The 13,118-nt window shown below is 40.4% G+C and carries 10 protein-coding genes; 3 read left to right on the plus strand and 7 right to left on the minus strand.

All coding sequences use genetic code 11. The annotated features are described in order from the left end of the window. Positions 1-56 precede the first annotated feature (56 nt). Positions 57-1,958: an ATP-binding protein gene (locus tag BM156_RS10060; RefSeq protein ID WP_093919743.1), complete on the minus strand. Its 1,902-nt coding sequence runs from the start codon at positions 1,956-1,958 to the stop codon at positions 57-59. Between the two features lie 215 nt (positions 1,959-2,173). On the opposite strand from BM156_RS10060, the gene rocD reads away from it, so the two are divergent. Beyond that, positions 2,174-3,397, plus strand: coding sequence for an ornithine--oxo-acid transaminase (gene rocD, locus BM156_RS10065; protein WP_093919744.1), 1,224 nt, complete (start codon positions 2,174-2,176; stop codon positions 3,395-3,397). A gap of 394 nt (positions 3,398-3,791) precedes the next feature. Here the strand turns inward: rocD and BM156_RS10070 are convergent, their stop codons facing one another. From BM156_RS10070 to BM156_RS10080, 3 genes are all read right to left on the minus strand, one after another. After that, a complete protein-coding gene (locus BM156_RS10070; RefSeq protein ID WP_093919745.1) occupies positions 3,792-4,370 on the minus strand; it encodes a YdeI/OmpD-associated family protein in 579 nt (192 codons plus the stop codon). A gap of 287 nt (positions 4,371-4,657) precedes the next feature. Next, complete coding sequence (locus BM156_RS10075) at positions 4,658-5,068, minus strand: secondary thiamine-phosphate synthase enzyme YjbQ (RefSeq protein WP_093919746.1); 411 nt, start codon at positions 5,066-5,068, stop codon at positions 4,658-4,660. Positions 5,069-5,084: 16 nt separating this feature from the next. Next, entirely contained in the window at positions 5,085-6,284 is a 1,200-nt protein-coding gene (locus tag BM156_RS10080; protein ID WP_093919747.1) for an anaerobic sulfatase maturase, read from the minus strand. A 179-nt stretch (positions 6,285-6,463) separates the two neighbouring features. Here BM156_RS10080 and BM156_RS10085 point away from each other — a divergent pair, with 179 nt between their 5' ends. Then, positions 6,464-7,054 (plus strand): hypothetical protein, encoded by a 591-nt coding sequence (locus BM156_RS10085; protein WP_093919748.1) that lies wholly within the window; start codon positions 6,464-6,466, stop codon positions 7,052-7,054. Between the two features lie 129 nt (positions 7,055-7,183). Continuing rightward, entirely contained in the window at positions 7,184-7,612 is a 429-nt protein-coding gene (locus BM156_RS10090) for a DUF1801 domain-containing protein (RefSeq protein ID WP_093919749.1), read from the plus strand. A 51-nt stretch (positions 7,613-7,663) separates the two neighbouring features. On the opposite strand, the gene BM156_RS10095 is transcribed toward BM156_RS10090, so the two are convergent. From BM156_RS10095 to BM156_RS10105, 3 genes are all read right to left on the minus strand, one after another. After that, entirely contained in the window at positions 7,664-9,310 is a 1,647-nt protein-coding gene (locus BM156_RS10095) for an alkaline phosphatase family protein (RefSeq protein ID WP_093919750.1), read from the minus strand. Between the two features lie 246 nt (positions 9,311-9,556). Next, entirely contained in the window at positions 9,557-11,503 is a 1,947-nt protein-coding gene (gene nagB / locus BM156_RS10100; RefSeq protein ID WP_093919751.1) for a glucosamine-6-phosphate deaminase, read from the minus strand. A gap of 344 nt (positions 11,504-11,847) precedes the next feature. Further along, a complete protein-coding gene (locus BM156_RS10105) occupies positions 11,848-12,918 on the minus strand; it encodes a LacI family DNA-binding transcriptional regulator (protein WP_170846926.1) in 1,071 nt (356 codons plus the stop codon). Between the last annotated feature and the right edge of the window lie 200 nt (positions 12,919-13,118).

The following is a 13,118-nucleotide window of genomic DNA, read 5'->3' on the forward strand; positions in this document are numbered from 1 at the left end:
GCAATTATTAAGTTGATTCCCGCTATATATTAAAACGGATAAACCTCTTAAAAGGATTACTTCTCTGCCTCGACATGCGGAATTGAAAAACGAAAAGTCGCTCCTTTCCCCGGCTCACTCTCCAACCAAACCATGCCATCATTCTTTTCAATAAATTCACGGCAAATAACTAGGCCCAAACCACTTCCGGTCTCCCCTGCTGTTCCCGGAGAACTTGTATTTTCCTCGTAATTGAAGAACTTGTGTTGTTTTTCGGCGTCAATACCAATTCCCTGATCAATAACGGAGACCTGAATATTTTCTCCAATCTTCTTTGCATTCACCCGAATAACCGAATCTGGGTAAGAAAACTTGATGGAGTTAAAAATCAAGTTTCGAACAACTGTTGCAATCATATCTTTATCGGCAAAAACCTGCAAACTGTCATCAATATCCAACTCGACACGTTGCGATTTAGCCACCAAGTTTGGCGTTGCCAAGCTAACCACATTGTCGACAACACTTTTTAAGTTAAAAAAAGTCTTGTACACCTTAATTCGATTGGTTTGCGAACGCGTCCAAAACAACAAATTCTCGAGTAAAGCAAAGCCCTGCTCAGTTGCATCACTCAAGTCTGTAATAATCTGGCTCAGCTCCTCTTTGGTAAACGAGTCAAACTCTGATCGGAGCAAGCTGGTATAACTCACCAATGCATTGAATGGATTCTTAAGGTCGTGGGCGATAATGGAGAAAAAACGATCTTTCGAAGTATTCGATTTCTTAAGCTCCTCGGTTTTCTCCTGAAGCTTCCGAGCCAATATCTTTTCTTCTCGAAGTAAATAGAACAGAATAGCCAAAAAGAGAATGACCAACCCTATAATTAAGTACAAATACCCCTGAATATTTTTTGAACTGTTCAGCAATTCTTTCTGCTGCATATTCTCCTGCTGAAGCTCCAAAATCTCACGCTGTTTCTTTTCCAGCCGGTATTGAGCTTCCAACTTTCGAATCATTTCGGTTTGTTTCCCTCCAATCAGGCTGTCATATACCTCGTTATAAAGATCGTAGTACTTTAACGCATTTTTATAATCTTCCTGTTCTTCGTAATAAAACGACAAATTACTATAGATATCACCTGAAAAATCGTACAGGTCAATCTCTTGTGCAATTTGCAAAGCCTCCTTAAAATTTTTCAGCGAACGTCTGTATTTTTTCTGATCCAGGTATACCAAGCCAATATTGTTCTTAGCCATAGCAATACCTCCCTGGTCTCTGGATTTTTCATACAAGTCCAAGGCTTCTTTATAATAATCTAAGCTCTCGTCGTAATCCTTTTCATCATAAGCCAAGGTTCCCATATTGTTCAGTACATTGACTTGAGATAAGCTATCTCCGCTGGTCTCAGCCAACTGATACGCCTTGTTGTTAAACTCCCACGCTTTCTGGTATTGTTTCAGATTTTGATAACAGATTCCCAAGTTGATGTAGCTCGCAAGTAATCCCTCCGCATTGGCAGCCAAGCTATCCAACCGAAACGACTCCTTGTAAAACTCCAGCGCCCGCGAAAAATCTTCAAGTTCGTCGAATACCATTCCCAGATTGTTATAAACCTTCGCTTTCTGTTTTAAATTTGGATTGTGATCCAGTAAATTCAGGGCCTTATAAAAATAATTGGTCCCTTTTTCGTAGGCACCAACATTAAATTCGGCAAGTCCGAGGTAATTATAAACTTCTACTTGAAGGGAGTCATTTTCAACACGAATGGCACTATCTAAAGCTTCTTCTAAACAAGAAACTACATAGTCGTTATATAGAACCGAATCCACATAGTTTTTTGCAACCTCGACCAATTTACTTACCCGCTCCGACTTGCTCTTGTCAACTTCCAATTTTAAGGAATCTAGCCTGGGCTGCTGCCCGCAAACAAAAACCGGCACGGGAAGAAACAGTAAAAATAAGATCGCATTTTTACACTTCATGAATACCACACTTTACTGACTAGCATGCAAATATAAGATAAAACGAGAAAGAATCTTAAGATTTATAACAGAAAGCATAGTAAGGGAAAAAATATGAAATTTAAAAATGGTTTTGTCATTCGGAAAGATTTTATTTAACAGGCTAAAACACTTTGAAATACAACTGATAATATGTAATTCTGCTATTCAAATAAACGCGCTAATTTATACTACTTATGGAAAATCAATCAGCTCAATTTTTCATTGATCGTGAAGCACGATTCGGAGCACACAACTACCATCCACTTCCTGCGGTTTTAGAACGTGGCGAAGGCGTCTATGTATGGGATGTGGAAGGAAAACGCTACATGGATTTTCTGGCTGCTTATTCAGCCGTAAATCAAGGGCATTGCCATCCCAAAATTGTTGAAGCTTTAAACAAGCAAGCCAATACCTTGGCTCTAACCTCCAGGGCTTTTTACAACAATGTACTAGGTGAATGGGAAGAATACATGAGTAAGCTCTTTGGTTACGATAAGATGCTGCCGATGAACTCAGGTGCCGAGGCTGATGAAACAGCGCTTAAACTCATTCGCAAGTGGGCCTACAAAGTAAAAGGTATTCCTAAAAACGAAGCCAAGATTGTTGTCTGCAACGGCAATTTCCACGGTCGCACCATTACCATTGTTTCCATGTCTTCCGACCCGGATGCCTATAATGATTACGGCCCGTTTACGCCAGGTTTTGTCAATATTCCGTACAATGACCTGGAAGCGCTGGGAAATGCCCTGCAAGACCCACAGGTTGCTGGCTTTTTGGTTGAGCCAATTCAAGCAGAAGCCGGAGTTTATGTTCCTGAAGATGGATTTTTGAAAAAAGCATCAGAGCTCTGTAAAAAGTACCATGTGCTATTTGCTGCCGACGAAGTACAAACGGGTTTGGCGCGTACTGGAAAAATGCTGGCCTGCGACCACGAAAATGTGCGCCCTGATATTCTGATCTTAGGGAAAGCCATTTCCGGAGGGATGTTTCCTGTCTCTTGTGTCCTGGCCGATGATGAAATCATGCTAACCATTGCCCCGGGCGAACATGGTTCAACCTATGGTGGGAACCCGATAGCAGGGAAGGTAGCCATGGCTGCACTCGATGTTATTCAGGATGAAAAATTGGCCGACAATGCTGAAAAAATGGGACAGCTCTTCCGTCATGAAATGAGCTCCATTAAATCGGAAATGATTGAAATTGTAAGAGGAAAAGGGCTGCTCAATGCCATTGCGATCAAACCCGTAGAAGGAAAATCCGCATGGGATGTTTGTTTGGCAATGAAAGAAAATGGCATTTTAGCTAAACCAACGCACGAACATATTATTCGCTTTACGCCACCTTTGGTAATTAATGAAACCCAAATGCGGGAAGCGATTGAAAAGATAAAAGAAACTTTTAAAAGTTTTGGTTTTTAGTGTACTGCATGTTCAACATGTTTTTATTAGAGGGAGGCTTTCGGGTCTCCCTCTTTTCATTCCAACAGATTCACAAGCAGGAATCTTAATGACCTTTCCCAAAAGGCTTACTCTTTCGATTTCGCTTTTGCCTTAGCTTTCTTCTCAAGCCTTTTTTCTTTCAATGATTTTTCAGGCTCTTTCTTTGTATTCTTCCGAGCCTCACGATTCTTTGACATGAATAACTCAATTTAAATGAATAACATTTTGATTACTAATAACAGAGGTATTATTGGTGTAAATTTAAATGAAAGCCTGCAAACAACAACAATTTATTTTTCGAAAAAATAAATATCCAGAAAAGAAGAGATCCCCACACAACATCCTGTATAAAAAAGCACAACAACAACTGAAGCTATCTCATCTGTTTAATTTTAAGCCCAGCTTCGCTATCAGCAATCAGTTGATCCAGTCTACGTTTTCGAGTCTGTTCCTGCTTGGCACTCATCACCCAACGAACCACAACTTTATGATAATATTTTGGCATCCTCATAAAGTTATCCCAAGCCTTTTTATTCGCTTTAAATGTAGCCAAGTATGTTTGGTCGAACGCCTCCTTTTGTTGCTCGTTCCCATAAATCCCGGATTGATCTTTTTTCCTGCGCTGAAAAGCAGCCAAGCCAGCAGGACGCATCAAGCCCAACTTCGTTAGTTGATCTACTTTCTGAATATTCACATTGCTCCAAACGCTATCCGGTCTTCGGGGAGTAAACCGGATACAATAGCTTTCCTGATCAATTGACTTTCGGATGCCATCAATCCATCCAAAACACAAAGCTTGATCCACTGACTCACTCCATGTCATGCTTTTCTTTCCGCTCTTTACTTTATAAAAACCAACTAATAATTCGGAAACCGATGTATAATTATTTTTCAGCCATTCCCTGAATTCTTCTTGAGATTCAAAAAACAATAGTGTTTCTTCTGATTTCATGACGCAACATTTATTTACAAAGATTTTTTACGAACCAACCTCCAAATTAACTGACAACAAAACATTTGTAGCTATCGGATGATTCTCACACCTTGTTTTTAGTAAACAGAGGATTTCCCCAATTGTTTACATAACAGATATATAATAATTCTATTTTGAAATAGGGATAGCTCTCAAAAATTAAATGGAAAGAAAAATAAACTAGTGCTGTCTCACTTTTTAGAAGGTAAAGTGAGTAAAGAGGTTAATTATCTCCAGTTGGTTAATCAGGTTCATTTCTTAAAACATCAGGAAAACACCGTCAACACTAAACGACGTGAGCCCCCGTAATTTCGGAATTCGCCCAAGTAAATCCCCTGCCAGGTTCCAAGATTCAACCGACCACGTGTTACCGGAATCGTTAATTCACTCCCAAGCAATGACGCTTTTAAGTGGGCTGGCATATCATCGGATCCTTCATAAGTATGCGTATAAACCGGATGATTTTCAGGAATAAGCTTATTCAAAAACGATTCAAAATCAATCCTCACCGAAGGGTCTGCATTTTCATTAAGCGCAATTCCTGCTGATGTATGCTTGATCAGAATATGTACCAATCCCTGTTCTGGAAGCTCAGGAAGAGCCCGAGCAACCAAATCAGTAATTAGATGAAACCCTCTCCGAAACTCGGGCAAACTTATTTCCTTCTGCTGAATCATAAACGCAACATTTAACTTATTTCATGAAGTCATCAAAGGCATTGTAAATGCCTCCTGACTGTTGAGACTGTTGCATATCATGTTGATCTTGTTGCCATTTCAGAGCAATATCTTGTAAAGTAGAATCAGCATGATTAAAAAACAGTTTGTAAGAAGTACAGAAGCGAGGTTTACGCTGATCGCGTGGATCTTTAATCCGATCTTTTGTACACCCACCATAACATTTGGTCAACCAGCTACACTGCTTACACTCTCTGGGCAGCTGTGCTTTGGCCATACCAAAAATATTTTGCTTTTTCGAATTTAACATGTTGATGACCCGATCGTGCATCACATTGCCCAATTTCCATTTTGGCTCAACAAAGAAGTCGCAGCTATACACATTGCCATTGTGTTCAATAACAACGTAAGGGCCACACTCTTTTAACATGGTACACTCCGGAGCCTCCAAGCCAACATAGCTATAAAAAACCGACTCAAAATGACGAACAGAGGTGGTTGGCTGACCATCTTTAAAATCGGCCAACCACAGGTCAAACAACTTATTCAGGAAGTGTCCATAATCAGCAGCTGATACCGAAAACTCTGCCGCTTTTGTAGGATCGTCCTTATCGGTCTCAACAATTGGAATGAACTGCATGAAGGTCAAGCCCAAGTCTTTATAGTAGTTGTAAAGTTCTTCTGGATGCTTTACTGAATGACTGGTTACACAGCACATCGCATTGGCGGCCACCCCTTCATCCAACAACATTTTGGCTCGGTCTTCAACGCGTTGGTGTGTTCCTTTTCCTGCCTGATCAAAACGATAGTGATCATGAATAAACGCAGGACCATCTAGTGAAAGTCCAACCAACCAATCGTATTTCTTCAGAAATTTAGCCCAGTCACGGTTCAACAACAAGCCATTGGTTTGAAGCCCGTTTCCCACCATTTGTCCATGACCATATTTTTGTTCCAGCTCAATCGCCCGCTTGTAAAAATCAAGTCCCATCAAAGTAGGTTCACCTCCCTGCCAAGCCAACGAAACACTATCGCCTGATTGCTGCATAACCTGCCGGATCGTTTCTTCCTGAACTTGAGGGCTCATTCGATGCGTTTTCTGCTGATGAAACAGAGCTGATTTTTCAAGATAAAAACAATACGTACAATTCAAGTTGCAATCTGGTCCTGATGGTTTAATCAGTACAGAACTAAGGGGTCTAAATTTCTTTGCCATTTCTAATTCCGGTCTTTGTATAATAAGGAGCACAAACTTAGTAAAACATTCACAAAACTGTAAATTATTCCAATTCAAGCTAGATTTTAATATCTTGCTTACCTAAATCAGTTTATTAATTTGAATTTCGAATTATGCGTAAGGAGAAACATCGATCAAATAGGCAAATCATCCTCAAAATGAGCCTGCTAATCCTGTTTGTTACAAGTTGGAGTATTTCCCAGGGGCAGCATTTAATCCGAAATCAAGGCTTTTTTTATGGTTTAGAAGCCGTTTATGGACACGCAATGAAATTGCATTCCGACTATATTATTGATACCGATGCCTATTCTCCAACAGGCTACGGACTGAAAGCGTCGGCCAACTGGTTTATGAACTACAATTTATCGGTTGGAGCTGGCTTAGGCATACTAAACTACGAAAGCCCCAACATGTTTACCTTTCCGGTTACCGTAAACTCTCAAACATATTTAAACAAAGGATCGAATACCCCCTTGGCCTATGTTGAAGCGGGTTACGGAGTCCGCTTTAATCACCGAACACAAGATCAAGGGCTTTTATACGAAGCTGGACTCGGCTATCGCTACCGGATCAAATGGCGCAACTTTCTGGTTTTTAAAGTTGGCTACCACAACTATACCAACAACGAGTGGCTATGGAAACGAAAAGTTGACGGCTCTGCCACTCCAGAGGATCCTTTCCAATGGTTTGATTTAAAACGTCAGTCCATCACCTTAACCGTTGGCTTCTATTATTCAACACGATATTAGTTGATTGAACAAAGCTCTTTGAAGAACAAAAGAGGACCTAGGCTGTTGAACTTTGAAGTTCTTAGAGCTACCCAACAAGATCTATTGAACACAAAGATCAATCTTTGAATTGATATAAAAACGAACAGCATGGGTAAATTCATCTTAAAAACAGATCCTCAGGTGGAAACGATTTTTGCTAATTATCCCGACTTTGTAAGGGACAAAATGCAGCATCTGCGTAATTTGGTCATCGAAACGGCAGAGGAAACCGAAGGAGTGACCCTTTTAGAAGAAACCTTGAAATGGGGAGAACCAAGTTTTGTAACTAAAAACGGGAGCACCCTGCGCATGGACTGGAAGGAAAAAACGCCTGATCAATATGCCATGTATTTTCAATGTACAAGTCGATTAGTTGATACCTTTCGAATGGTTTTCGATCATAAATTTCAATATGAAGGAAAACGGGCAATCGTTTTTCAACTAAATCAGAAAGTCCCGGAATTAGAACTAAAAGAATGCATCAAAGCTGCTCTAACCTACCACCAAGTAAAAGGCTTGATAACACTGGGGATTTGAGCATTGCTAAAAAAACAACAGTCAATTCCTGCTTGCCACAAGAGTAATTCTTTAATTGCCCTGTAAAACGTCCTCGATAATGCGCCCCGTGCAGTGTTTTGGAATTCCCATTCCTAAACTGTATAAAATAGTTGGCACCATATCAACTGCTTCCACTTGCTTTAACGTACTTCCTTTACCGACTCCCTTTCCATACCAAACTAAAGGAATTCGCGAATTGTCATTATATATCGTACGCTTGTATTTATATTCAGGCTGCCAGCCATCTTCCAAGGCATACAGAATATCGCCAGAACGTTTAAAGTTGAATGAATTTGCAATAACAGCCAACTGGCTTTTCATGTAATCTCCCTGCTCAAAACTAATTGCCGGCAAGGCCAATTTCACTCCTTCAAACTGGTTGATAAAGGCGGCTGCTTTTTCTTGCACTCGTTCCAGTTCCAAGTCTTCTTTCTCAATCAAATCACGATTCAAGTAAATCTGCTGATCACCAATAAACTCAACCCACTCCCCTTGCCCATAGCTGATGTTCAGGTAAGATTTTAGCAGAGCTACCATCCGCTCTGGAGCAACAAAACCAACGGGCATGTTAAACTCTTCTTTGAGGTAGTTCACCGGATATCCAGTAGAACAGGCCGAGCTAAGAACCACCAGGTATTGATCTCTTCCAACTTCCTTATCAAGATAGTTCAGTAAGTGCTCAATATTCCGATCCAAACGCAAGTACAAGTCCTGAATTTCCACCGAGTGAGGATTAAAAGCACCTTGCTCATAGTCCATCGACGAAAAATTAACCGCAAGCAAGTCCGGAGTATGATCCTGTCCTAGTTCTTCAGCTTCAATTAAAGCCAAAGCAAAGTCTTTGACCATCGTATTTCCAAAAGGAGTCGTCTTCAGTATTTTATAACTTCCGGCGCGACTCTTTAATTTGCTCAAATTGTAGGGAAGCGTATTCCATTTTTCATAGTATCCAGGTTCCAACACATAATCATCAGCCAGGCTTTCAGTATAGCTCGTTGATGGCAATAAGGTTTCCCAGTCCCTGTTGACATACATTTCGGCAAACCCCTTATCGTTGAATGTTCGGACCCAATCCGGGAACTGGTCCACAAAATACGAACTGCTAATCATGTTTCCTGTTTGCTCATCCATCCAATAGGCTCCATCAGCCGAGTGCCCTGCAGAAAAAACAGCACTGTTGGCATTTAATGCAACGGAAAACACCTTGGATTGATTCTGGCTACTGAGTTTCAAAACATCACCAATAGTTGGGCTCAATAGTTTTACTGCCGACAACTGACCTTCTTTGGAGTCACTTCCAACTGTCATGAAATAGTCATCCCTTAAGGCATCCACATCATTTTGCCTCAAACGATCGTACCAGCTATCATTCACAATCCCATGACGCGATGGATACACTCCTGTAAAAAGGGTTGGCACCCCGGTCACAGTTTTTTGAATATGTAGGTCCATTGAGGCATTTTCGCAGACCATTCCATCATTTACCAATCGCTTAAATCCACCTTCCTGAAATTGATTCCAAAAACGACTGATGTAATCGGTTCGCATTTGCTCTACATTCAACACAACGACCAAACGTGTTTGACTTTCCGCATTCAAAGGAACCTGCTGAGCAACAACAGGCATAGCAACGACACAAAGCAGTAATGACAACAGTCTTTGGAATTTATTCAACATAGTATCAATTTTTAGCGACTCAAAAATATAAAAAAGAAAGGAACACTCTAAACTTAACGGAGGCTGTTGCCAACTATTACCTTTATTCTTTAAAATTGGCGACCTGATTTTATTCTCTCCCCTATTTCACCGCGCACTCCTTTTCTTTTTATAAAAAAAAACTCCAGTCAGTCACCTCATAAGATGCAACTGCTGGAGTTTTCAAAGGTATATTAGTCGTTGTTAACTTTCCTGTTGTGAACTTTCCTATTTCAAGAAAGATTCTTCGTCTTCGAATGGGTAACGTACGAAAGCTTCGATAGCTTCATACTCAACCAAACCTAGTTCGTCATAGATTTTCGCAGTTTCGCGGTTACGATCTTCGGCACGTTGCCAGAACTCACGTTTGTCTTCACCTGGGAAAACAGGCTCGTCTTTCTGTGACTGGTGCTTGAAGATTGCTTTACGCTTACGCATCAATTCATCCGGGCTAATTGGAACGGCCATTTCGATGTCTTCAACATCCCACTCTTGCCATGCACCACGGTACAACCAAGTGTAGCAATCGTTGGTCCACTCCTCGCCTGCTTCGCGCAACTTACGGAATGCTTTAAAAATAATTTGCAAGCATACTTCGTGTGTTCCGTGTGGATCCTGCAAGTCACCTGCAGCAAAAATTTGGTGAGGTTTTACGGCACGCAGCAAGTCAACCACAATTTGAACATCGGCATCACTTACCGGTCCTTTTTCAACCTGACCAGTTTCATAGAATGGCAAGTTCAAGAAATGCACATTGTCTTCTTTCACTCCACTGAAACGACATGCAGCAGCAGCCTCTCCTCTCCGAATCAAGCCTTTTACGTTTTTCACAAACGGAGTATCAATATCACCTGGCTTTTTATTTTTCAAGAAGTCGATCAACTCAACGTGTGACTGATGCAACTTGCTTCCTTTTTCACCTTGGCTTTCCAACAAATCAATGGCAAATTGAGAGAAACGAATAGCATCGTCATCAAACACAGCAATGTTTCCAGATGTTTGATAAGCCACGTGAACATCGTGCTTTTGATCAACCAAACGCAACAAAGTTCCACCCATTGAAATTACGTCATCATCAGGGTGAGGGCTGAAAATCAATGAACGTTTTACCGCTGGCACTGGACGCTCTGGACGTGTTTTTTCAGTTGCTCCGGGTTTCCCACCTGGCCATCCAGTAATCGTATCACGGATCTCGCTAAAAATCTTAATGTTCAAATCGTAAGCACCGCCATACTGTGCAAGCAAGTCGCGAAGACCTTCTTTTTTATAGTCGTCATTGGTTAATTTCAAAATTGGCTTTTGAGTTTTTTGGCTCAACCAAATAACAGCACGTCTTACCATACGTGGAGTCCACTCGCATACACCAACTAACCAAGGAGCTTTTGTACGGGTAAATTCAGAAACTGCCGGTTCATCAACATAAACCGAAACATCATTGTGCAATTGCAGGAATGAAGCAGGAACATCGCTTGATACTGGTCCTTCAATCATTGCTTTCAGAATTGCTGATTTACTTTTTCCCCATCCAGCTAAAATAATTTTACGCGCGCTCAAAATGGTTTCGATTCCCATTGTAATGGCACGGTGAGGGACAGCTTCTTCGCTTCCAAAATCTTTGATCGCATCACGGATTGTAATGCCATCCAATTTCACCAAGCGTGTTGTCGAGTTAGCAGTTGATCCAGGCTCATTAAAACCAATGTGGCCTGAACGACCAATACCCAAAATTTGGATATCGATTCCACCTGCTGCTAGAATCTTTTCTTCATAAGCAGCACAAAACTCAGCCACTTGATCAATGGCCACTGTTCCATCCGGAATGTTCACATTCTCAGGTTTAATGTCAATATGATTGAACAAGTTCTCGTGCATAAAGTGAACATAGCTCTTGTTGCTAGCTGGGTCCATTGGATAGTATTCATCCAAGTTAAACGTAATCACATTTTGAAAGCTTAAACCTTCTTCTTTGTGCATTCGAACCAACTCCCGATATATTTTAATGGGTGAAGAGCCTGTAGCTAAACCCAAAACAGCCATCTCATTGTTTGCTTGCTTCTCTTTAATTAAGTCAGCAATCAAACCAGCAATGAGGACTGCACCTTCTTGTTGATTCTCCAAAATTTGAACAGGGAGTTTTTCAACTGTCCTTTCGATGTAGTTAAACGTCTTAGTCATTTTATAATAATTTTAATATCAGAATTTTGGTTGGTATTTTTTATATTTTCTCCTTCAAAACTAAGGATATTTTTTGCAAAAGCAGCTTTATTTAACCGAAAAATGTGCCCGCGCACACAAAATATCATTTATCCTTAAGTATCCGTACTTGCGCTTCATAATCTCGCTTATTTTTCATCAGAAATACAATTACTTATAACTATTTTTGCTTATTATCAAACTCTGCTGTTTATTGTTTCATTGTCATTCCACACAACCAGTTAAACCCGAACTCAAACAAACCACTTTCTCATAAACAAGCCAACAGCCCTTTTTGTTACTACTTGCAAGCATAATTCTTCATTTTAATTCAATCCAGAATTGAGGTAAGACTTAATGTTTTCTCTTGAAACGACCTCTAAAGGGAACAACACCGTTGCTGGCGGCATTTTCTTGAACAACAAGTAATTTACCAAGTAACTAATACCTAAAAAGGCTTGTTTTCTTGGGTTCTGATTGATCAAATAATTAATCACCCTCTCATACATATAATGTATATTATCTTTTAGCAAGTCATACCCAACCAATCCAATATCTCTTTTCCCCGCTTTATCAATGACTGAAGCTGTTAGGTGCGTTCCTTTTGAAGTTGATACAAAAATCCCTTCAAGTTGATTCTGAACAATGACATCCAACAGCTCCCTGCTAAAAGCAGATTCGCTATAATTCTCAAACTCAAACCGAATGATGTTGTAATCATCCATTCGATTATCTTTAAAAAAGTCACGAAAACCACGCTCCTTTTCACTTAAGTGCACGGCATTCTGAATATCCTCGTTAATATGCAATACGGCAACATTCCCAGGTCTTTTTATTCGGGCAGTCAGCATTTCGGCACAAACCCGACCACTTTGATACAGATCCTGTCCGATGAAACACAGCGGCTTAGCCTCTGGAATATTGGTATTAAAAAGAACGTATGGAATCTTCCGCTCATCCAACGTTTCGAAAAATGCATTGGCCTCCTGATGGAAAATCGGAGCAATCAAAATGCCATCTGGTTCAAAATTCAAAACTTGCTCTGCGACCTTCTTAAACGAATCTCGCTCATGCAAATTGAAATAGAACGACTCAATATGAACATTGTATTGTTCCCAATCTTCCTGCGCATTGAAAACCCCGGAGCATGATTGATTCCAATAATCATCAAGTACCGGATTCGGAATAAGGGTTGCAATCTTATACTTCTTATTCGATCCCAATGTACTGGCAATCAGGTTGGGTTTATAGCCTGTTTTTTCCAACGCGTCCATCACCTTTTTCAGGGCCTTCTCCGATATTTTCCCACGTTTGTGCAAAACGCGGTCAACCGTAGCCACTGAAACTCCCGCCATCTCAGCAATATCTTTTATCCTAACGTTTTTAAAATCTGGCATGTAAAACTTATTTTTTCGAATAATCCCAGGGGCTCTCACTCTTCTTTTTCTACAATCAATGCCCCTCGAAATTAGAATATAAACATCGAAGTACGCAAAATGTTTGCGCACACAAATATAAATCATTTATTATTCGATTGCTAAGAAACAGCCTTTTGATTTTGAAAATGCCCCATGATTTCCAATCAGATAATTAAGGG

This window comes from Sunxiuqinia elliptica, assembly GCF_900113005.1.
Lineage (GTDB): Bacteria > Bacteroidota > Bacteroidia > Bacteroidales > Prolixibacteraceae > Sunxiuqinia > Sunxiuqinia elliptica.